This window comes from Frigoribacterium sp. AC759 (genome assembly GCF_979256015.1).
Genome location: NZ_CEEDMT010000002.1, coordinates 72,757 through 92,713, shown reverse-complemented (window position 1 = coordinate 92,713; position 19,957 = coordinate 72,757). Strand labels below are relative to the sequence as shown.

22 protein-coding genes are annotated in these 19,957 nt (G+C 70.9%); 15 read left to right on the top strand and 7 right to left on the bottom strand.

All coding sequences use genetic code 11. The features are described 5' to 3' along the window. Positions 1–6: 6 nt before the first annotated feature. Positions 7–915, bottom strand: a complete 909-nt coding sequence (locus ACZ6JE_RS03335; protein ID WP_192060401.1) for a proteasome assembly chaperone family protein — start codon at positions 913–915, stop codon at positions 7–9. A 123-nt stretch (positions 916–1,038) separates the two neighbouring features. Between ACZ6JE_RS03335 and ACZ6JE_RS03330 the strand changes: the two genes are divergently transcribed. The 9 genes from ACZ6JE_RS03330 to lnt all read left to right on the top strand — a co-directional run bounded on the left by ACZ6JE_RS03330 (position 1,039) and on the right by lnt (position 11,315). Then, on the top strand, positions 1,039–1,731 hold the full coding sequence (locus ACZ6JE_RS03330) for an HAD family hydrolase (RefSeq protein WP_192060402.1): 693 nt from the start codon (positions 1,039–1,041) through the stop codon (positions 1,729–1,731). A gap of 86 nt (positions 1,732–1,817) precedes the next feature. Beyond that, the gene (locus ACZ6JE_RS03325; RefSeq protein WP_464318210.1) at positions 1,818–2,849 is read left to right on the top strand and encodes a tRNA (adenine-N1)-methyltransferase; all 1,032 of its coding nucleotides are present in this window, start codon (positions 1,818–1,820) and stop codon (positions 2,847–2,849) included. Positions 2,850–2,952: 103 nt separating this feature from the next. Beyond that, positions 2,953–3,876: an FKBP-type peptidyl-prolyl cis-trans isomerase gene (locus tag ACZ6JE_RS03320; RefSeq protein WP_464318209.1), complete on the top strand. Its 924-nt coding sequence runs from the start codon at positions 2,953–2,955 to the stop codon at positions 3,874–3,876. A gap of 68 nt (positions 3,877–3,944) precedes the next feature. Further along, on the top strand, positions 3,945–4,970 hold the full coding sequence (locus tag ACZ6JE_RS03315; RefSeq protein WP_243213476.1) for a helix-turn-helix transcriptional regulator: 1,026 nt from the start codon (positions 3,945–3,947) through the stop codon (positions 4,968–4,970). Further along, a complete protein-coding gene (locus tag ACZ6JE_RS03310) occupies positions 4,963–5,949 on the top strand; it encodes a helix-turn-helix transcriptional regulator (RefSeq protein ID WP_243213477.1) in 987 nt (328 codons plus the stop codon). The genes ACZ6JE_RS03315 and ACZ6JE_RS03310 overlap by 8 nt, the downstream gene beginning before the upstream one ends. A 79-nt stretch (positions 5,950–6,028) precedes the next feature. Further along, a complete protein-coding gene (gene tatA / locus ACZ6JE_RS03305) occupies positions 6,029–6,313 on the top strand; it encodes a twin-arginine translocase TatA/TatE family subunit (protein WP_243213479.1) in 285 nt (94 codons plus the stop codon). A gap of 75 nt (positions 6,314–6,388) precedes the next feature. Next, positions 6,389–7,144: a twin-arginine translocase subunit TatC gene (gene tatC, locus ACZ6JE_RS03300; RefSeq protein ID WP_243213481.1), complete on the top strand. Its 756-nt coding sequence runs from the start codon at positions 6,389–6,391 to the stop codon at positions 7,142–7,144. 4 nt (positions 7,145–7,148) lie between these two features. Next, the gene (locus tag ACZ6JE_RS03295; protein WP_464318208.1) at positions 7,149–9,650 is read left to right on the top strand and encodes a DEAD/DEAH box helicase; all 2,502 of its coding nucleotides are present in this window, start codon (positions 7,149–7,151) and stop codon (positions 9,648–9,650) included. Positions 9,651–9,698: 48 nt separating this feature from the next. Continuing rightward, positions 9,699–11,315 carry an apolipoprotein N-acyltransferase gene (gene lnt, locus ACZ6JE_RS03290; protein WP_243213483.1) on the top strand — a complete coding sequence of 539 codons (1,617 nt, stop codon included), beginning with the start codon at positions 9,699–9,701 and terminating at the stop codon, positions 11,313–11,315. A 12-nt stretch (positions 11,316–11,327) separates the two neighbouring features. Here the strand turns inward: lnt and ACZ6JE_RS03285 are convergent, their stop codons facing one another. The 4 genes from ACZ6JE_RS03285 to ACZ6JE_RS03270 all read right to left on the bottom strand — a co-directional run bounded on the left by ACZ6JE_RS03285 (position 11,328) and on the right by ACZ6JE_RS03270 (position 14,181). Further along, on the bottom strand, positions 11,328–11,693 hold the full coding sequence (locus tag ACZ6JE_RS03285; RefSeq protein ID WP_192060410.1) for an RNA polymerase-binding protein RbpA: 366 nt from the start codon (positions 11,691–11,693) through the stop codon (positions 11,328–11,330). A 107-nt stretch (positions 11,694–11,800) separates the two neighbouring features. After that, complete coding sequence (locus tag ACZ6JE_RS03280; protein ID WP_464318207.1) at positions 11,801–12,580, bottom strand: glycerophosphodiester phosphodiesterase family protein; 780 nt, start codon at positions 12,578–12,580, stop codon at positions 11,801–11,803. Beyond that, positions 12,577–13,698 carry an SPFH domain-containing protein gene (locus ACZ6JE_RS03275; RefSeq protein ID WP_464318206.1) on the bottom strand — a complete coding sequence of 374 codons (1,122 nt, stop codon included), beginning with the start codon at positions 13,696–13,698 and terminating at the stop codon, positions 12,577–12,579. Before ACZ6JE_RS03275 ends, ACZ6JE_RS03280 begins: the two co-directional genes overlap by 4 nt. Positions 13,699–13,701: 3 nt before the next feature. Next, positions 13,702–14,181, bottom strand: a complete 480-nt coding sequence (locus tag ACZ6JE_RS03270) for an NfeD family protein (RefSeq protein WP_192060412.1) — start codon at positions 14,179–14,181, stop codon at positions 13,702–13,704. A gap of 182 nt (positions 14,182–14,363) precedes the next feature. Here ACZ6JE_RS03270 and ACZ6JE_RS03265 point away from each other — a divergent pair, with 182 nt between their 5' ends. From ACZ6JE_RS03265 to ACZ6JE_RS03240, 6 genes are all read left to right on the top strand, one after another. Beyond that, positions 14,364–15,131, top strand: a complete 768-nt coding sequence (locus ACZ6JE_RS03265; RefSeq protein WP_464318205.1) for an SDR family oxidoreductase — start codon at positions 14,364–14,366, stop codon at positions 15,129–15,131. Next, positions 15,128–15,583: an NUDIX hydrolase gene (locus tag ACZ6JE_RS03260; RefSeq protein WP_192060414.1), complete on the top strand. Its 456-nt coding sequence runs from the start codon at positions 15,128–15,130 to the stop codon at positions 15,581–15,583. Before ACZ6JE_RS03265 ends, ACZ6JE_RS03260 begins: the two co-directional genes overlap by 4 nt. Positions 15,584–15,701: 118 nt before the next feature. After that, positions 15,702–16,205, top strand: coding sequence for a hypothetical protein (locus tag ACZ6JE_RS03255; protein ID WP_464318204.1), 504 nt, complete (start codon positions 15,702–15,704; stop codon positions 16,203–16,205). A gap of 12 nt (positions 16,206–16,217) precedes the next feature. Beyond that, the gene (folE, locus tag ACZ6JE_RS03250; protein ID WP_463462650.1) at positions 16,218–16,811 is read left to right on the top strand and encodes a GTP cyclohydrolase I; all 594 of its coding nucleotides are present in this window, start codon (positions 16,218–16,220) and stop codon (positions 16,809–16,811) included. Next, entirely contained in the window at positions 16,808–17,788 is a 981-nt protein-coding gene (gene folP / locus ACZ6JE_RS03245) for a dihydropteroate synthase (protein WP_464318203.1), read from the top strand. Before folE ends, folP begins: the two co-directional genes overlap by 4 nt. Then, positions 17,785–18,546 (top strand): pyrimidine reductase family protein, encoded by a 762-nt coding sequence (locus ACZ6JE_RS03240; RefSeq protein WP_464318202.1) that lies wholly within the window; start codon positions 17,785–17,787, stop codon positions 18,544–18,546. The genes folP and ACZ6JE_RS03240 overlap by 4 nt, the downstream gene beginning before the upstream one ends. Positions 18,547–18,598: 52 nt before the next feature. Here ACZ6JE_RS03240 and dhaM read toward each other — a convergent pair whose 3' ends face one another. Both dhaM and dhaL read right to left on the bottom strand, forming a co-directional pair. After that, complete coding sequence (dhaM, locus tag ACZ6JE_RS03235; RefSeq protein WP_243213495.1) at positions 18,599–19,282, bottom strand: dihydroxyacetone kinase phosphoryl donor subunit DhaM; 684 nt, start codon at positions 19,280–19,282, stop codon at positions 18,599–18,601. A gap of 3 nt (positions 19,283–19,285) precedes the next feature. After that, positions 19,286–19,936, bottom strand: a complete 651-nt coding sequence (gene dhaL, locus ACZ6JE_RS03230; RefSeq protein WP_320477226.1) for a dihydroxyacetone kinase subunit DhaL — start codon at positions 19,934–19,936, stop codon at positions 19,286–19,288. Positions 19,937–19,957 lie beyond the last annotated feature (21 nt).

Sequence of the window (19,957 nt, the reverse complement as noted above, 5' to 3'; positions counted from 1 at the left end):
CGGCGCTCAGGGGGCCGGCGGGTACCGCGGGTCGTCGCCCTTGCCGTCGCGTCGGCGGAGGTACTGCTCGAACTCCTGCGCGATGGCCTCGCCGCTCGCCTCGGGGGAGTCGACGGTGTCGCGCGCCTGCTCCAGCTGCTCGATGTAGCCCGCCATGTCGTCGTCGTCGGCCGCGAGGGCGTCGATACCGGCCTCCCATGCGGCGGCCTCCTCGACGAGGTCGCCGCGGGGCACGCTCACGGCGGACAGCTCGTCGAGCTTCTCGACGAGCGCGAGCGTCGCCTTGGGCGAGGGGGCGTTGTGCACGTAGTGCGGGACGGACGCCCAGACCGACAGCGAGGGCACGCCGGCCGTCTCGACGGCGTCGCCGAGGACGGAGAGGATGCCCACCGGGCCCTCGTACGTGCTGCGCTCGAGGCCGAGCTGACCTCGGACGTCGGCGTTGTCGCTGCTGACGAAGACGGAGATCGGCCGGGTGTGCGGGACGTCGGCGAGCATCGCCCCGAGGAACACCACGGAGGTGATCGCGTGGACGTCCACGAGGTCGACGATCTCGGCCGCGAACCCGCGCCAGCTGCGCGACGGCTCGGCGCCCAGCAGGACGAAGACCTCGGTGTCGGACCCGACGTCGGACGACGCGGCGATGACCTCGGAGGAGTCGGGTGCGGCGAGCAGCTCGATCCGCGGCCAGACGAGCGTCCGCCCGCCGTCGTCGTCGAGCCCGATCTGCGGGCGGTTGAACTGGTAGTCGATGTACCGCTCGCCGTCCAGCTCGGCCACCGGCTCGAGGCCCAGCGACTCGACGAGGCTCCGTGCGACCCCGCTGGCCGCCTCGCCGGCGTCGTTCCACCCCTCGAAGGCGACGACCAGGAGTCGCCCCTTCGCGAAGTCCGACGTGTTCGACGTGTTCGTCACCTGTGTCCTCACCGAGCCGGGCCCGCTGCACCGGCGTCTTGACCCTCCACAGTAGACCGTGCGTCGCCGGGTCCCCGGCCGGGTCGGCCGGACCGCCGGGCGCCTCCCGTAGACTCGATGCCCGTGACCTCCTCTCTTCCCGCCGCGGTCCTCTGGGACATGGACGGCACTCTCGTCGATACCGAGCCCTACTGGTACGAATGCCAGGTCGAACTGGTCGAGTCGTTCGGCGGAACCTGGACCAGAGCCGACGGCGACGCCATGATCGGCACGGGCCTGTGGGACTCCGCCCGGGTCATCCAGCAGCACGGCGTCGATCTCCCGCTCGACGAGATCATCGACCGCCTGACGACCGGGGTCCTGGCGCTCGTCGCCGACGACGTCCCGTGGCGCCCCGGCGCCCGAGAGCTCCTCGCCGAGCTGCGGAGCGAGGGCGTGCCCACGGCGCTCGTCACGATGTCCATCCGGCGCATGGCCGACTTCATGATCGAGGCGATCGACTTCCCGGCCTTCGACGCCGTCGTGGCCGGCGACGAGGTCGAGAACAGCAAGCCCCACCCCGAGGCGTACCTGCGCGGCGCGGCCCTGCTCGGCGTCGACATCGCCGACTGCGTCGCCATCGAGGACTCCCCGCCCGGGGCCGCGTCGGCCGTCGCGTCCGGCGCCGTCGTCCTCGGCGTCGAGCACGCCGCACCGCTCGTCGACGACGCCGGGTACACCCGTGCCACGACCCTCCGCGGTGTGACCGTGGCCGACCTGCGCCGGCTGCACGCCGCGGCACGCGACACGAGCCGACCACCCGCCTCCGCCCTCTGACCGCGGGGCGCCGATCGGCGCCGACCCGCGCCTCCTCGGCTCCCGGCCCTCGACCGAGCCGCCCCTCCGACCGAAAGCAGCACCGCATGACCGCCACCCGTCGCCAGTCCGGCCCCTTCCTCGAGGGCGACAAGGTCCAGCTGACCGGCCCGAAGGGCAAGATGAACACGGTCGTGCTGACCCCCGGCGCGGTGTTCCACACCCACCGGGGCATGATCGCCCACGACACGCTCGTCGGTCTGCCCGACGGCTCGGTCGTGGCGAGCACCACCGGCGACGAGTACCTGGCCCTGCGCCCGCTGCTCAGCGACTTCGTCATGTCGATGCCGCGCGGCGCCGCCATCGTCTACCCGAAGGACGCCGCCCAGATCGTCGCCTTCGCCGACATCTTCCCCGGCGCCACCGTCGTCGAGGCCGGGGTGGGGTCGGGTGCCCTCTCGCTCTGGCTGCTGCGAGCGATCGGCCCCGAGGGCAGACTGGCCTCGTTCGAGCGCCGCCAGGAGTTCGCCGACGTCGCCGAGGGCAACGTCGTCAGCTTCTTCGGCTCGGAGCAGCCGAACTGGAGCGTCACGGTCGGCGACCTCGTCGACGAGCTGCCGAAGACGATGCCCGACGGCACGGTCGACCGCGTCGTGCTCGACATGCTCGCCCCCTGGGAGTGCGTCGACGCGACCGCCGCCGCCCTCACCCCCGGCGGACTGGTCGTCTGCTACGTCGCCACGGCGACCCAGCTCTCGCGCGTCGCCGAGGCCCTCCGCGCATCCGGCGTCTTCACCGAGCCCGACGCCTCCGAGACGCTCGTCCGCGGGTGGCACGTCGAGGGGCTGGCCGTCCGTCCCGACCACCGCATGATCGGGCACACCGGGTTCCTCATCACGGCACGACGGCTCGCGCCGGGTGCCGAGCTGCCGCAGCTCAAGCGCCGTCCGTCGAAGTCCGACTACTCCGACGAGGACGTCGAGCTCTGGACCCCGGGCGCCCTCGGCGACCGCACGGCCAGCGACAAGAAGCTCCGCAAGACGGCGCGCCAGGCGAGGTCGGCCGCCGACGCCGCCGTGGCCGCGACGGAGTCCGACGCGACCTCGAGGTCGGCCGGCGACCCGTCGCCCTCCGCCTGAACGGCGCCGATCTCCCCGCCCTCCCACCCCGACTAGGCTGTTCCCGCATCCGCGGCCCCGGCCGCTTCCCGGCCCGCCGGCCGCCGCAACGAAATGAGTACCCGTGCGCAAGATCCCCGCACTCGTCGTGACCCTCGGCCTCGTGGCCTCCCTCTCGGCATGCGCGACCAGCGCCGCCCCCGGGTCGGCCGGCTGCCCGCCCACGGGCGACGCCGCCTCGGTCGTGACCACGACGGGTGCGTTCGGCGAGAAGCCCGAGGCGACCGTGCCGAGTCCGATCGTCACGACCGAGACCCAGGTCTCGACGGTGATCGAGGGCGACGGCGCCCGTCTGGTCGACGGCTCGCCCGTCCTCATCGACTACACGCTGTTCGACGGCAGCACGGGCACGGAGGTCGAGAACAGCGGCTACGACGGTTCCATCGGCAACCCGGTGACCGTCGGCGGCTCCGCCCTCGCGCCCCTGGCCGACGCGTTGGAGTGCTCGACGGTCGGTTCGCGCGTGGTCGTCGCCCTGAAGGCCTCCGAGCTCCAGGCGTCGCTGTCCGGCTCGACCGCCCCCGCGAGCGACGACCCCGACGCCGCGTACATCGCCGTGGTCGACATCCGCCAGTCGTTCCTGGCCAAGGCGAACGGACGCCTCGTCCCCGGGGCCGACGGCCTGCCCGCCGTGGTGACGGCACCCGACGGCGCCCCCGGCATCACCGTCCCCGTCGCCCCGGCGCCGACCACGCAGCAGACGCACCTCGTCCGCGAAGGAGACGGGTCGCGGCTGACCGCCGACTCGACGGCGGTCGTGCAGTTCACGGCGGTGACCTGGGCGGAGCCGTCGACCGTGGCCGGGTCGACGTGGACGAACGGCGACACCGCGACGACGGTGGCGCTCGACGACGCGACGCTGCCCGCCGCCCTCCGCGACGCGCTTGTCGGACAGACGGTCGGCTCGCAGGTCATGACGGTCGTCCCCGCCAGCGACGAGAACCCCAGCACCTACGTCTACGTCTTCGACGTCCTGGGTTCGCTCTGACCGGCACGTCGATCCACGCGCCGCGACGGCCGGGGCGCCCCGCCCCGGCCGTGGCCTAGGCTCGACCCGTGTCAGCCGCCCGCGCCCCTCGCGTACCCGTCGAAGAGCGCCTCTTCAGCCTCGTCCTCGCCCTCCTCGCGACCGAGCCCGGCCTGACGAAGTCCGACATCCTCGCCACGGTCCAGGGCTATCGGCAGAAGTACTCGCCGAACGGCGACAACACCGCTCTCGAGCGTCAGTTCGAGCGCGACAAAGACGACATCCGCGAGCTGGGCGTGCCGCTCGAGACCCTCGACGACCCGGCGGCGTCGGGCAACAACCAGATGCTGCGCTACCGCATACCCCGCGGCGCGTACGAGCTTCCCCTCGACATCGCCTTCTCATCGGAGGAGACCGCGCTGCTGACCCTCGCCGCCATGGTCTGGCGCGAGGGGACGCTCTCGGGCGAGAGCAGACGCGCGCTCCTCAAGCTCCGCTCGCTCGGAGGCACGGCGACCGTCCCCGGGCTCGACTACGCCCCTCGCATCCGCTCGCGAGACGCCGCCTTCGAACCGCTGCGCGACGCGCTCGACCGTGGAGTGCTCGTGCGGTTCCCCTATCTGAAGCCCGGCGAGTCCGAGGCGAGGAGGCGCGAGGTCGCTCCGTTCGCCCTCATCCAGCATCAGGGTCGCTGGATGGTCTCGTGCCTCGAGCCCGACACCGGCCGCCGGAAGACCTTCCTGCTGTCGCGCATCATCGGCCCGGTCGTCATCACCGCGATCGCCGTCGAGCGCCCCGTCGATGCGACGGCCGAGTCGGCCCTCGCGGCGCTCGACGAGGTCTGGCGCACCAGGACGGCGCTCATCCGCGTGGTCGCCGGCTCCGACGCCGAGACCAGACTGACCAAACGACGCTCGACGGTGGTCCGCGACGACTGCCTCCTCGAGATCCACTTCTCCGACGAGCAGATCGTCGCCGACGAGCTGGCGTCCTTCGGGCCCGAGGTGACCGTGCTCGAGCCCGCCTCGGTCAGGGACCTGGTGATCGCGCGGCTGCGTCGGCTCGTCGCCGTCCACACCGAGGTCCGCGCCGCCGGGGGGAGTCACCATGGCTGAGAAGAGATCCGCCCTGCACGCCACCGACAAGCTGGCCTTCCTGCTCTCCCTGGTGCCGTACCTCATCGATCGGGGGCGGGTCTCCGTCGCCGAGGCCGCCGAGCACTTCGGCGTGTCCGTCGGGGAGATCCGCCGGGCGGTCGAGCTGATCGCCGTATCCGGCGTGCCCGGCGAGACGAACCAGTACCAGCACGACGACCTCTTCGACATCGCGTGGGACGACTTCGAGCAGAACGACGTCATCGTCCTCACGCACATGGTGGCGATCGACGAGTCGCCTCGCTTCTCGGCCCGTGAGGCCGCGGCGCTGATCGCCGGCCTGCAGTACCTGTCGTCGCTTCCCGAGAACGCCGATCGCGCCGCCATCGCCACCCTGATGTCCAAGCTCGCACGGGGCGCGTCGTCCGCTCCGAGCCAGGTCGCCGTCGACCAGCGCGAGACCAGCGACGTCCTGTCCCTCGTCGAGCTGGCCGTCGCCCAGGGTCGCCAGCTCGAGTTCGACTACGCGGGGGTCCGTGACGTCGTCGAGCGGAGGCGCGTCGACCCTCTGCGGGTCGAGTCCGTCGACGCCGACTGGTACCTGCGCGGCTACGACCATCTGCGACACGCCTTGCGGACGTTCCGGCTCGACCGGATCGCTCGACCGGCCCTGACCGACGAGCCGCTCGCGCACCGCGCGTCGGACGTCGTCCTGCCGGACACCCTCTTCGAGGGGTCACCCGACGACGAGACCGTGACGATCGACATCGATTCGGCGGCCGCGCCCCTCCTCGCCGACTACGCCCCGGACGACGTCGAGCCCCTCGACGACGGTCGCTCCCGTCTGAGAGTGCGCGTCGGCCAGTTCGGGACGGTCGCGCGACTCGTGGCGGGCCTGCCCGGCGATCCCGAGGTCGTCTCGCCGATCGCCGCCCGCGCGGCCGTCGGCGACTGGGCCTCACGGGCGCTGGCCGGCTACGACGCCGACCCGCGTTCCTGACGACCGCTCGGGCTTCAGCTCGGGGGAGTGGAGCCGGGGTTAGACTGAGACCTCCCCTGCCACGCAAGGAGAACACCTCATGCTCGGAAACCTCACCGGATTCCACCTCATCATCGTCCTCGCGATCATCCTCCTGCTGTTCGGCGCTCCCAAGCTGCCGGCGCTCGCGAAGAGCATCGCCCAGTCGATGCGCATCTTCAAGAACGAGGTCCGCGACGACGACAAGGCACCGTCCGACGACTACACCCGTCGCGACGACGCCCGCCGCGACGAGTACAGCCGACGCGACGACGCGACGGCTCGTCCGACCACCGACGGTCCGGTCGTCCGCCCGTCGCAGAGCGACCTCCCGCCGAAGTCCTGATCCGTGGCCACGACGACGACTCGTGGCCGCAGCGGCGGAGAGCAGCAGCCGAGAAGCAGGGCCAAAGACGGTCGCATGTCTCTCGGGGCGCATCTCATCGAGCTCCGCAAGCGGCTGTTCCTGGCCGCACTCGCCCTCATCGTGGCGAGCATCGCCGGGTGGTTCCTCTCGCAGTTCGTCCTCGACTTCCTGCGTGAGCCCGTGACCCGCATCGCCGAGGCCCGCTCCCGCGAGGCGACCCTGAACTACCCCGGCGTCAGCTCCAGCTTCGACCTGCGGATCCAGATCTCGGTGACGGTCGGGGTCATCATCTCGAGTCCCGTCTGGCTCTACCAGATCTGGGCCTTCATCGTCCCCGCGCTCGTGCGCCGCGAGAAGCTGTACGCCATCGGCTTCATCGGCACGGCCATCCCGCTGTTCCTCCTCGGCTGCACGAGCGGACTCTTCGTCCTTCCGCACATCGTCGAGGTCCTCACGGGTTTCGCCGCTCAGCAGGACGCCGCCATCATCGACGCGAAGCAGTACTACGACTTCGTCCTCAAACTGGTCCTCGCCGTGGGCATCGCCTTCGTCCTGCCCGTGTTCCTGGTCCTCCTGAACTTCGTGGGCGTCATCTCGGCCGTGTCGATCATCAAGGGCTGGCGGGTCGCGATCCTGCTGATCACCCTGTTCACTGCGATCGCCACCCCCGCGGCCGACGTCTTCTCCATGTTCCTCCTGGCCGTCCCGATGGTGGTCCTCTACTTCGCCGCCGCCGGCGTGGCCTGGCTGCACGATCGCCGGGTCGCGAAACGTGCGGCGGCCCTCGACGCCGAACTCGCGACAGGATGACCTCATGAGCACCGAAGCGAGCCCCGCCGAACGATTCGCCGCCTCGAAGAACAGGGTGCGCACGCCGCAGCTGCAGTCGTTCCGCTCCCGTCTCGGCTTCGCCCTCGATCCGTTCCAGATCGCCGCATGCGAGTCGGTCGAACAGGGCAACAGCGTGCTCGTGGCCGCCCCGACCGGGGCCGGCAAGACCCTCGTCGCCGAGTTCGCGATCCATCTCGCCATGCAGCAGGCCCGCGACAAGGTCTTCTACACGGCGCCGATGAAGGCGCTCAGCAACCAGAAGTTCCAAGAGCTCGTGGCCGAGTACGGTGCGTCCGAGGTCGGCCTGCTGACCGGCGACACGAACGTCAACTCCCGTGCGCGCATCGTCGTGATGACGACCGAGGTGCTCCGCAACATGATCTACGCGGGGTCCGAGATGCTCGACGACCTCCGCTACGTCGTGCTCGACGAGGTGCACTTCCTGGCCGACCGGTTCCGGGGCGCCGTCTGGGAGGAGGTCATCATCCACCTCCCGCTCGACGTCCGTCTCGTGTCCCTGAGCGCGACGGTCTCGAACGCCGAGGAGTTCGGCGACTGGCTGCAGACGGTACGGGGCGGCACCGACGTCATCGTCTCCGAAGACCGCCCAGTGCCCCTCGACCAGCACGTCCTGGTCGGCGGCAAGTTCCTCGACCTCTTCGACTCGAGCGGCCAGGCGGCCACGAACCGCGTCAACCCCGAGCTGCTGCGGGCCACATCCCTCTCGCGCAAGGGCGGGTCGGGTCGTCGAGGCGACGGCGGTTCGAGGCGTGGGCCGCGGGGCCATGTGATGGCCCCCATCCAGCAGGCTCAGGGTCGACTCGACCGCTGGAAGATCGTCGAGATGCTCGACGACCAGAATCTGCTGCCGGCCATCTTCTTCGTCTTCAGCCGGGTGGGCTGCGATCAGGCGGTCAAGCAGGTCCTCCGATCCGGCATCCGACTGACGACCGCCGATCAACGCCAGGAGATACGCGAGATCGTCGAGGCCCGGTGCCGCACGCTCCGCGACGAGGACCTCGCCGTGCTCGGCTACTGGCAGTGGCTCGACGGACTCGAACGCGGAGTGGCGGCGCACCACGCCGGTCTGCTCCCGGCGTTCAAGGAGGTCGTCGAAGAGCTCTTCCAGAAGAAGCTGGTCAAGGTCGTCTTCGCGACGGAGACCCTCGCCCTCGGCATCAACATGCCCGCCCGCACGGTCGTTCTCGAGAAGCTCGAGAAGTTCAACGGCGAGGCCAGGGTCCCGATCACCCCGGGGGAGTACACGCAGCTCACGGGGCGTGCCGGTCGCCGCGGCATCGACGTCGAGGGCCATTCGCTCATCCAGTGGCAGCAGGGGCTCGACCCGCAGGCGGTCGCCTCCCTCGCATCGCGGCGCACGTACCCGATGAACTCCAGCTTCCGCCCGACGTACAACATGGCGGTCAACCTCATCGAGCAGTTCGGCCGTTCACGCACCCGTGAGGTGCTCGAGACCTCGTTCGCGCAGTTCCAGGCCGACCGCTCGGTCGTCGATCTCGCCCGCAAGGTGCGCACGCAGCAGGCGAGTCTCGACGGCTACGCCGCGAGCATGGAGTGCCACCTCGGCGACTTCCGCCAGTACACGCTCATCCGTCGCGAGCTGGGTGACCTCGAGAAGCAGGGCGCGGCGCGGGCCGACGCCCAGCCGCGCAGCGAGCACGAGAAGCGTCAGCGCCGACTCGGCGACCTGCGGCGTGAGATGCGTCAGCACCCGTGCCACGCCTGCCCCGATCGCGAGCAGCACGCCCGGTGGTCCGAGCGCTGGTTCAAGCTCAAGAAGCAGACCGATCAGCTGTCGGCGCAGATCCGCAGCCGCACGGGTGCGGTGGCGAAGGTCTTCGACCGGGTGACCGACGTGCTGCTCGACCGGGGGTATCTCGTGCCCCGCGCCTCCTCGGAGTCCCGTCCGGCGTCGTCCCGAGGAGGCGCGGGTCGGCTCCCCGCGACCGTCGAGGTGGACGTCGCCCCGGCCGGGCGCACCCTTCGGCGCATCTACGGCGATCGCGACCTCCTGGTGGCCGAGAGCCTGCGACTCGGTCTCTGGAACATGCTCGACGTCCCCTCCCTGGCCGCGATGGCCGCCACGCTCGTCTACGAGCCGAGGCGTGACGAGGGGCAGCTCGCCGAGCGGTTCCTCCCGCGGGGCGAGTACCGCACGGCACTCGACGAGACGCAGAAGCTCTGGGCCGAGCTCGACGACCTCGAGCAGGAGCACCGGCTCCCGGGCAGCATCCCCCCGGCCCCCGGCCTCGCGCTGGCGATGCACCGGTGGGCACGAGGCGCCAGTCTCGACAGCGTCCTCGAAGACGCCGAACTGGCGGCCGGCGACTTCGTCCGCTGGACGAAGCAGACGATCGACCTCCTCGACCAGCTGTCGGTGGTGGCCGATCTGCCGGTCGGTCCGACGGCGCGGCAGGCCCTCGACGCCGTCCGGCGCGGCATCGTCGCCTACTCGGCGGTCTGACGGCGACCGGCGGAGGGGCTCCCAGCCGGGTCGACCTAGAATCCTCAGGTGCCCTCCCGTGTGACCGAGCTCCGTCTGCCCCTCTGGTTGGCCCTCGTCGTGGCCCTGTTCGCCGGGCCCGTCCTCGACGCGGGGTTCCCCGACGGCGACGTCTGGCCGCTGACCTTCGTCGGCATCGGCCTGGTGCTCGTCGCGCTGAGGGGCCGCCGAGCCGGCAGCGCGTTCCTCGTCGGGCTGGTCGCGGGGCTGTCGTTCTATCTCATCCACATCCAGTGGGCCACGCTCTTCCTCGGCGTGGTGCCGTGGGCGGCGCTGGCGGGTCTCGAGGCGCTGTTCTTCGCCGGGGGAGCCGTGCTCATCACCCTGGCCTACCGCTGGGTGCCCGTCGTCTGGCCCGGCACCCTCGGGCGCGCGCTGCTGCTGCCCGTCGTCGTGGCCGGGCTGTGGACCCTCCGCGAGTTCATCGCCGGCAACTGGCCCTACGGCGGCTTCGCCTGGGGCAGGGTCGCCCTGAGCCAGTCCGAGAGCCCGTTCAAGGGTCTCGTCGCCTATCTCGGCATCTCGGGCCTGAGCTTCCTGATGGTCGCCGTCGTCGCCGTCCTGATCGAACTGGCGCTGCTCAGCACCGTTCGGGGTTCGACGCGGGTCCTGGCCGGTGCCACCGTGATCGCGGCGGCGCTGGCCGTCCCGGCATGGCCGACCTTCACCGACGGCACGGCGACGATCGCGGGTGTCCAGGGCAACGGCAAGGCCGGCTACTTCGACTCGGCCGATCGCGCCTACGGCGACCTGACCGACTCGCAGGTGCTGGCGATGCAGGGGCTCGACCCCGCCGCGAACGACCTCGATCTGATCGTCTGGCCCGAGGGCGGCAGCGACCGCGATCCGACCCGGGACGAGTTCGGCCGCTATGTCTTCGACGCCATCAACCGGGGCTACGGCGCACCGCTCCTGTCGGGTGTCATCACCGAGAGCCCCGACGGCGAGACCACGTACAACTCGTCGATCCTGTGGGACGACGGCGAGGTCGTCGGCCAGTACGACAAGAAGCACCCGGTGCCCTTCGGCGAGTACGTGCCCGATCGCGCCTTCTGGCGTCCGTTCGCACCCGAGCTGATCGACCTGATCGGCCGCGACTACACGCCGGGCACGCGCGACGAGGCCATCGATGTGGGCGACTTCGTGGCGGGCATCTCCATCTGCTTCGACATCGTCGACGACCAGCTGATCACGAACATGATGGATCAGGGCGCCCAGGTCATCGTCGCGCAGACCAACAACGCCGACTTCGGGTCGAGACCCGGGCAGACCGACGAGAACGAGCAGCAGCTCGCCATCGCCAAGATGCGGGCCATCCAGACGGCCCGATCGGTCGTCAACGTGTCGACCGTCGCCTCCACCCGGGTCATCGACGCCCACGGCGACGTCGTCGACGGAACGCGCGACTACGAGCCGGGCACGATGGTCACCACGGTCGATCTGGGCACGGGCACGACCCCTGCCGTCGTCGCGAGCCGGGCGATCGAACTGCTCGTGTCGTTCTTCGGCCTCGCCACGCTCCTGATGGCCGGTCTGTGGAGGGGCCGACGCCGGGCCGCCCGTGACACCGCGAACGGCCCCGTCACCACGATCCGTGGCGGTGACGGGGCCGTGCTGGTGCGCTGACCGGGCTGCGGCTCAGGCGCCGATCTTCACCTGACCCTTGCGGGCCCGGAGGAAGTCGAGCCGCTCCTGCAGCAGCTCCTCGAGCTCGTCGCGCGTGCGACGCTCGAGCAGCATGTCCCAGTGCGACCTCGGAACCTTCACGTCGGCCTCATCGATCTCGACGAGCTTCCCGTCGGCAGTCAGAAGACGCCCCTCCAGGCCGCTCTTCGGCGACTGCCAGATGTCGGGGATGTCCGCATCGGCGGCGAACACCATCTCGAACGTCGTGCCGTCGGTCGTCTGGTAGACGGCCTTCTTGCGGGGCGAGAATTCGACGCCCTCTTCGCTCTGCAGGCTCTGACTACCCAGTCTCATACCGCGCAAACTGCGATCTGCCATTGTGTGGTCTCCTCTCGCGGTGCAATCTCCCGTTGTAACCCGGAATTCGGTGCGGTTGTTTCGCCCGACGGCCTTTCACAGTGCCTTCACAGTGCGGAGATGCCTGGTCAACGCAGTTCTTCGAGTGCCAGATCCACCCGATCGGTGACGATCCCGGCGACCCCGAGCGCGACGAGGCGGTGCATGTCCGCGGGGTCGTCGACCGTCCAGACATGGGTCTCGACCCCGACCGAGGCGAGGTCCGCGACCCGCCGGGCGGTCACGATCGTGACCGGCCCTCGCCGTTCGGGCACCTGGATCGCCCCGCAGCCCGCGAGCACCGCGGCGAGCAGACGGCGTCGGACGGATCGGAGGGGGATCACCCCGATCAGGACGGCCGAGACGACGAGACGAGACGAGGCCGAGGTGGCGACACCCGGCAGCCCGGCCACCGTGCGGGCGCGGCGCGACTGGTCGAACGACGTCACCAGAACGCGATCGACGGCACCGGCCCGGCGGATGGCCTGGATGGTCGGCTCGACGGCGTCGTCCGACTTCACGTCGATGTTGAAGCGCGTCTCGGGGAACGCGTCGAGCGCCTCGACGAGGGAGGGCATTGTCTGGTCGTCGGGCAGGCGGATGCTGGAGACCTCGGACCAGTCGAGGTCGAGGAGGCGCTGGTCACGACCGTTGAGTCGTCGCAGGTCGGCGTCGTGGCTGATGACAGCGACTCCGTCACGAGTGGCGTGCACGTCGGTCTCGAGGTAGTCGGCGCCGATCGCGATCGCCTCCGCGAAGGCGAGCATGGTGTTCTCGGGCGCCGTGGTGTGCAGTCCGCGATGGGCTAGCAGCCGGGGAGTCTCGGGGTCGAACCACCGGGTGGGGCGATCAGCCCCGTGCGTCGTCACGGTCGGTCGCTCGGGGGAGTCCCCGACCCGTCGTCCGATCCGTTCGGGTCGGCGGTCGGGCCGTCGGCCGATCCGCTCGACGGGTCCACGGAGCCGGGCTCGGTCACGGTCGGGAATCCGAGGTCGGGTTCCGATCCGAGGTCGACCGTGCTCGCCAGATCGGGCGTGGCCTCCATGTCCGCCACCGCCGGCCCGGGCCGGGGCACCCAGCCCGGTGCGTCGGGGTTCTTGGGAGCGAAGAAGCCCGAGCCGATGCCCTTCAGGGCCTCGGTCAGCTCGCTCGGGATGATCCAGAGCTTGTTCGCCGACCCGTCGGCCAGCTTCGGGAGGGTCTGCAGGTACTGATAGGCCAGCAGCTTGGGGTCGGGATCGCCGGCGTGGATGGCGTTGAAGACGGTCTGGATCGCCTCCGCCTCGCCCTGGGCTCGGAGCACCTGCGCCTTCGCATCGCCCTCGGCTCGGAGGATCGCCGACTGACGCATGCCCTCGGCCTCGAGGATCTGCGACTGCTTCGTCCCCTCGGCCGTGAGGATGGCTGCACGTCGGTTCCGCTCGGCGCGCATCTGCTGCTCCATCGAGTCCTGGATCGACAGGGGCGGATCGATGGCCTTGAGCTCGACGCGGCCGACCCGGATGCCCCATTTGCCGGTGGCCTCGTCGAGGACCACCCTCAGCTGCCCGTTGATGTTGTCGCGACTGGTCAGCGCCTCCTCGAGGTTCAGACCGCCGACGACGTTCCGGAGGGTCGTCGTGGTGAGCTGCTCGACGGCCCCGAGGTAGTTGGCGATCTCGTAGGTGGCCGCGCGGGCGTCGGTCACCTGGAAGTACACGACGGTGTCGATCGACACCACCAGGTTGTCTTCCGTGATGACCGGCTGGGGCGGGAACGACACCACCTGCTCGCGCATGTCGATCAGCGGCCGGACGCGGTCGATGAACGGCACGAGCAGATTCAGACCCGGGTTGAGCGTCTTGTGATAGCGGCCGAGTCGTTCGACGACACCGGCGCTGGCCTGGGGGATGATCCGCACGGCCCGGAAGAGCACGACCAGGACGAGCACGACGACGATGGCGACCACCACGATCGTGGCGACGGTGGCGGGGGTGACGGAATCCATGGGCTAGTCCCTTCGCACGGGGACGACGAGAGCGGTCGACCCCTGGATGGCGGTCACGACGACCGGCGCGCCGGTGTCGAGAGGTGTGATGGACTCGCCCGGCATCGGGGGAGTCGTGAGCAGTCGGGCGGTCCACGTGTCGCCGTTGGTCAGCTTGACCTGCCCGGCGTCGAGCCCGATGGGCACGACGACCGTGCCGTGCAGCCCGAGCAGGGCCTCGATGTTGCTCGGCGTCGGATCCCCGCCCTTCTTCAGCGCCTTGAGCAGAGCCGGCCGCACGGTGAAGAGCAGGAGGACGGCGACGATGCCGCCGGTGACGATCTGCAGCCACCACGGTGCGCCGAGCAGACCGGAGACGAGTCCGCCGCCGCTCCCGATGGCGAGCATGAGGAACGTGAGCTCGAGGGTGGTGACCTCGATCACCACGAAGAGGAGGATCAGCGCGATCCAGATGATCCATGCGTACTGGGCGACGACGTCCATCCCCGAACCTCCCTCAGTTCCCCTGTTATGGAAAAGTATCACCTCCCACCGACGTCGAGTAGGTGCTTGGTAGTCTCGGGGCTGGTCCTCAGGGAGGCGCCCTCCGTCGAGATCGACGTCGCACCTCCTCGGCGACCCGCAGCATCCGCACCCCGTTCCGCCCGCTCAGTCAGGAGTACGCCTTGTCCAACCCCCTCGCCGCCGGCTCGTTGTCCGGCGCCCGTGCCCTCGTCACCGGTTCATCGCGCGGCATCGGCGCCGACACGATCGCGTACCTGGCCGAGGCCGGTGCCAAGGTCGTCGTCAACTACCGCAATAAAGAGCGCCGGGCGCTGCAGCTCGTCGACAAGATCGAGGCCGCCGGCGGAGAGGCCATCGCGATCGGGGCCGACCTCACCGATTCCGAGAGCGTCCGGGGCATGTTCGCCACGGTGGGCGAGCGCTTCGGCGGGCTCGACATCCTCGTGATGAACGCCTCCGGCGGCATGGAGAGCGGCATGGCCGAGGACTACGCCCTCAAGCTCAACCGCGACGCCCAGGTGGAGCTGCTGACCGCCGCGCTGCCGCTGCTGGCCCCGGGTTCGCGGGTCGTCTTCGTCACCAGCCACCAGGCGCACTTCATCGAGACGACCGAGACGATGCCCGAGTACCTGCCCGTCGCCCTCAGCAAGCGGGCCGGCGAAGACGCCCTGCGCGCGATGATCCCGCAGCTCGAGGCGGCCGGCGTCGAGTTCGTCGTGGTCTCCGGCGACATGATCGAGGGCACCATCACGGCGACACTCCTCGAGCGCTCGAACCCAGGCGCCATCTCGTCGCGCAAGGAGAGCGCCGGCAAGCTGTACAACGTCGCCGAGTTCGCGGCGGAGGTCGCATCTGCGGCCGTCGACCCGGTGCCGACCGATCACACCCGTTATGTCGGAGACACGAGCGACTTCGCGCCCCTGTCATGACCGAGCGGGTCGTCCGGGCGACGTCTCGGTTGATAGTCGTCGACGACGACGGCCGGGTCCTGCTCATGCTGACCAAGGCCCCCGACACCAGCGGCGTCGCCCGCTGGATCACACCCGGCGGGGGAGTCGACCCGGGTGAGACCCAGGCCGAAGCGGCCATCCGGGAGCTCCGCGAGGAGACCGGTCAGATCATCACCGACCCGGGCGACGTCGTGTACGTCGAGGACTTCGTCGTCCCGTGGGACGACGCTGATCACACGCACGGTCACGCCGAGTTCTTCATCGTCAGACTGCCGCATTTCGAGATCGACGACGCCGGCTGGACGGACGACGAACGCGTCGACATCCTCGAGTCGCGCTGGTTCACCATCGACGAGCTCGACGGACTCGACGCGGCCGACGACGCCGTCGAACCGGCGGCGCTCGTGCCGCTGCTGCGCCGCATCCTCTGAGTCGTTCCTCGACCGAGACCCCTTCTCGGCCGACTCAGCACTGCGCTGATAATGCACATTATGTCAGCTTGTTGATCTCGAGCACCCCTCTCGGGCCTCCTCGGTGTTGGCTCGACGCATGACCAGCGCACCCGATGCACGCGACGCACACGACGACGAGCGAGACGGCCCCGACAGTCGGCACCGCCGCCCGGAGGGCCTCGACGACGCGACCGTCGATGCCCTCGGCGAGCTCTCGGCGGCCCTCGAGGTCGTCGAGCAGGCCCGTGGGTTCCTCTACGGATTCCACCGGCTGACCGGCAAGGCCGACCTGGCCCTCGGCGACGCCGTCGAGAAGCTGCGGGCGGCCGGGCACGGCGAGATCGCCGACCGGCTCGACCGGGAGCTGATCGGCCGCAACGTGATCGACGGGCGATGGACCTTCCAGATCGTCGAGGACTACGACGACGGCTACTACGCGCTGTTCCGCGAGAGCGAGAAGAACGCTCGTGATGCTCTCGCCGGTGGCAGGAGGCATCTGTTCGAGGCGGAGATGAAGGAGGCGCGGCGCACGCCGGGCCATCGCCACCATGCAGCGCTCCCCCACGACCCCGACGACGGGGCGCCGCACGGTCCCGCCTGAGATGATGTCGCCATGACGCCCATCGACCAGCCCCGAATCGAGGCCGCCGTCCGAGAGCTGCTGGCCGCCGTCGGCGAGGACCTCGCCCGCCCCGGCCTGGAGGCCACGCCGCGACGGGTCGCCGAGTCGTACGCGGAGTTCTTCTCCGGTGTCGGGGTGGACGCAGCGAAGGTCGTCCGCGACAGCGTCGTCGACGCTGGAGCCGACCGATCGGGCGAGCTCGTGATCGTCCGCGACATCCGGTTCCGATCGATGTGCGAGCACCATCTGCTCCCCTTCGTGGGCGTCGCCCACATCGCCTACGTGCCCGGGCGCGACATCGTCGGGTTGGGGGCGCTCCCCCGCTTGGTCGACACGGTGGCGTCGCGCGCCCAGCTGCAGGAGCGACTCGGCGAGGAGATCGCGCAGGCGCTGAGCGACGGCGCCGAACCGACCGGGGTGCTCGTCGTGCTCGACGCCGCGCACGGCTGCGTCACCACCCGCGGGCCGCGCCAGAGCGGCAGCAGCACGGTGACCGTGGCGAGCCGGGGCTCGCTGACCGACCCCGCGGCGAGGACGGAGGCGATGGTGCTCATCGGCGCCCCGCACGACGGGCGTTCGGCGTGACGACGTCGCGCGACCGGTGGGTCGAGGGCGCCGCGGCCCCCTCCCTCCCCCCGCTGCACTCCCCCGTGCGACGGATCGGACGGCGCACGTTCGACTTCTCCCGTCAGGTCGCGGTGATGGCGATCGTGAACCGCACCCCCGACTCGTTCTTCGACCAGGGCGCCACCTTCGCCCTCGACCAGGCCGTCGCGGCCGCCGTCCGGGCCGCCGACGACGGCGCCGACTGGGTCGACATCGGCGGCGTGCCGTTCGCGCCCGGGCCCGAGCTGCCCGGTGCGGAAGAGCTCGAGAGGGTCCTCCCGGTGGTCCAGGCCCTCTCCGCCCGTTCCGACGTCGTCGTCTCGGTCGACACCTTCCGGGCCGACGTCGCCGAGGCGGTCATCGCGGCCGGAGCCGGGGTGATCAACGACACCACGGGGCTGCACGACCCGCGGCTGGCCGACGTCGTCGCCGACAGCGACGCGACGCTCGTGATCACCCACAGCCTGGCCGCACCGCGCCGTCCCCACCCGAGTCCGCACTACGACGACGTGACCGTCGAGGTGATCGACTTCCTCCGCCGGAGGGTCGACGTCGCCCTCGAGCACGGCGTCCCCCTCGAGCGCATCGTGGTCGACTCGGGCCACGATCTGAACAAGACGACGCGGCACACCCTCGAGGTGACGCGCCGACTCGCCGAGGTCGCGGCTCTGGGTCACCCCGTGCTCGCCGCCGTGTCGAACAAGGACTTCGTCGGCGAGTCGCTCGGGCGCGAGAAGCCGGACCGCCTGTCGGGTTCGCTGGCCGCGGCGACTGTGTGCATCATGCTCGGCGCGCGCATCGTCCGCATGCACGACGTCAGAGCGGCCGTCGACGCCGTCCGCATGGTCGAGGCCATCGCGGGCTGGCGCGAGCCCGTCCGCGAGGTGCACAACCTGGGCCCCGGGTCCGCCTCTCGACCCGGCGAGGTCTCCGACGCCGAGGAGGCGCGCCCATGACGTCCCCGATCCTCACGAGGGTGCTCCCCGGCCCTGCCGAGCCGCTCGATCACGAGGCGCTCGTCGCGCTCCTCTCCCCCGTCGACCGGAGCATCCCGCGGGTCGGCGCGAACGCCGTGTCGAGCATCGACGGCTCCGCCAGCGTCGACGGCCTGTCGGGAGGGCTCGGCAGCACGGCCGATCTGCTCGTCTTCGATCTGCTCCGTCGTGTGTGCGATGTCGTGGTGGTCGGCGCGGGAACCGTGCGCTCCGAGGGGTACGGCGCGATGCGTCTGCACGACGACGACGTGGCCTGGCGCCGGTCGCACGACCTGCCCGATCACCCGGTGTTCGCGATCGTGTCCCGGTCGCTCGACCTCGATCCGTCGAGCGCCGTGTTCGCCGAGGCCCCGGTGCGCCCCCTCGTCGTCACGACGGAATCCTCCTCGCGCGACGCGAGGTCGCGGCTCGAGACCGTGGCCGACGTGGTGGTCTGCGGCGGTGACCGGGTCGACCCGCGCCTCCTCGTGGCCCTGCTCGTCGAGAGGGGTCTGCCGCAGATCCACACCGAGGGCGGCCCGAGTCTGCTCGGCGACCTCGTCGACGCCGATCTGCTCGACGAGCTCAACGTGACCGTGTCGCCGGCGCTCGTGGCCGGCGAGGGCCCGCGCATCGTCTCCGGCTCCGGCGCGGGGGCGGTCCGCGGGATGACCCTCGATCACCTGCTCGCCTCCGAGGATGTGCTGCTGGCCAGGTACTCGCGCCGCCGTCCGACCTGAAGGAGGCGCGCCCCGGTTCTCGGGACGCGCCTCCTCGATCGCCCTCCCCGGGTCAGGCCCTCTCGCCGAACCCGTCGTCGATGAGTGCGATCAGCTCGTCGACCGCCGCCTCCGCGTCGGGTCCCGTGGCCATGATCGCGACGGTCGACCCCGCACCGACGTTCAGACCCATGATGCGGAGCAGGCTCTTGGCGTCGACGCCGTTGACGGTGATGTCGGCCTGGAAGGCGGACGCGTGCTTGACCAGCTCGGCCGCGGGGCGGGCGTGCAGCCCCGAGGTGTTGACGATGGTCGTCGACCGCTCGACGGCGTCGCCGCCACGCAGATCGCGTTCGTCGGCGTGCACGTCGGCGATCCCGGTCGCGCCGGACGCCGCAGCGGCCACCTGCGCGAGGTCTCCCCCGGTCTCGGCGGCCACCGCGGCGGCCACCGCACCCTCGACGAGCGGTGCGTCGGCGATGACCACGCGCTCCTTCTCGGCGTCGTCGAGGAAGTCGACGACCGTCTCGGAGGTGAGGATGGCCGAGCCGAGGTCGCAGAGCAGGACGGCTCCGCCGCCGGCCGAGGCCGTCGTCAGGGCGGCCGAGATGCGGTCGAAGCTCGTGCCGATCCCGCCCTCGTCGGTGCCGCCGGCGGCGACGAGCGTGGTCGACGGGGCCATCTGCCTCGCCAGCTCGACGACCCCCTCGGCGATCTTGGCGCTGTGCGAGACGATGACTATTCCGATGGTGGGCATGCTCTACGACTCCTTGTTCGACTCGGCCGCCGTGTCGGCGGCCGCGGTGATGATGAGGGACGACGACTGGGCTCCCGGGTCGCGATGCCCGATGGCGCGGTCGCCGAGGTAGCTCGCCCGTCCCTTGCGGGCGACGAGCGGCTCGGTCGCGGCGGCGCCCTCGGCGGCGGCGTCGGCCGCGGCCCGGAGGACGTCCGCCGGAGGCGCGCCGCTCCCTGCTGCCGCGGCGGCCGCGTCGACGGCGGGGGTCCAGGCGTCGACCATGGTCTTGTCGCCCGTCTCCGCCTTGCCGCGGAGGACCACGCCGTCGCGCGCCGCGGTCAGCAGGGCGACGACCGCTCTGGCGTCCAGCTCGGACGCGTCGCCCAGGGCCGCCGCTCCCTTGAGGTAGGCCGTCCCGAGAAGCGGGCCGGCCGCTCCCCCGACGGTCGAGATGAGGGTGGTGGCGACGAGCTTGACCAGAGTCGCCGGCGTCGCGTCGTCGGGCGTCTGGCCGATGCGCTCCCGGACGGCGGCGAATCCGCGGGCGAGGTTCTCGCCGTGGTCGCCGTCGCCGATCTGGCGGTCGAGTTCGCTCAGGGTGTGCCGCTCGGTCGTCAGCACCTCCGCCGTCCGTTCGATCCAGGCGCGCACCCAGGTGGAGTCCAGTGTCATTCGGTGTTCCTCTCGTGGTCG

Excerpts from the sequence above, each read along its gene's own strand:
- ACZ6JE_RS03255 (WP_464318204.1), top strand. The coding sequence starts at position 15,702 with ATGACCAGCGCACCCGATGCACGCGACGCACACGACGACGAGCGAGAC.
- ACZ6JE_RS03275 (WP_464318206.1), bottom strand. The coding sequence starts at position 13,698 with ATGGATTCCGTCACCCCCGCCACCGTCGCCACGATCGTGGTGGTCGCC.
- dhaM (WP_243213495.1), bottom strand. The coding sequence starts at position 19,282 with ATGCCCACCATCGGAATAGTCATCGTCTCGCACAGCGCCAAGATCGCC.
- folE (WP_463462650.1), top strand. The coding sequence starts at position 16,218 with ATGACGCCCATCGACCAGCCCCGAATCGAGGCCGCCGTCCGAGAGCTG.
- ACZ6JE_RS03260 (WP_192060414.1), top strand. The coding sequence starts at position 15,128 with ATGACCGAGCGGGTCGTCCGGGCGACGTCTCGGTTGATAGTCGTCGAC.
- ACZ6JE_RS03295 (WP_464318208.1), top strand. The coding sequence starts at position 7,149 with ATGAGCACCGAAGCGAGCCCCGCCGAACGATTCGCCGCCTCGAAGAAC.
- ACZ6JE_RS03310 (WP_243213477.1), top strand. The coding sequence starts at position 4,963 with ATGGCTGAGAAGAGATCCGCCCTGCACGCCACCGACAAGCTGGCCTTC.
- ACZ6JE_RS03270 (WP_192060412.1), bottom strand. The coding sequence starts at position 14,181 with ATGGACGTCGTCGCCCAGTACGCATGGATCATCTGGATCGCGCTGATC.
- ACZ6JE_RS03285 (WP_192060410.1), bottom strand. The coding sequence starts at position 11,693 with ATGGCAGATCGCAGTTTGCGCGGTATGAGACTGGGTAGTCAGAGCCTG.
- tatC (WP_243213481.1), top strand. The coding sequence starts at position 6,389 with ATGTCTCTCGGGGCGCATCTCATCGAGCTCCGCAAGCGGCTGTTCCTG.
- ACZ6JE_RS03240 (WP_464318202.1), top strand. The coding sequence starts at position 17,785 with ATGACGTCCCCGATCCTCACGAGGGTGCTCCCCGGCCCTGCCGAGCCG.
- ACZ6JE_RS03325 (WP_464318210.1), top strand. The coding sequence starts at position 1,818 with ATGACCGCCACCCGTCGCCAGTCCGGCCCCTTCCTCGAGGGCGACAAG.
- tatA (WP_243213479.1), top strand. The coding sequence starts at position 6,029 with ATGCTCGGAAACCTCACCGGATTCCACCTCATCATCGTCCTCGCGATC.
- dhaL (WP_320477226.1), bottom strand. The coding sequence starts at position 19,936 with ATGACACTGGACTCCACCTGGGTGCGCGCCTGGATCGAACGGACGGCG.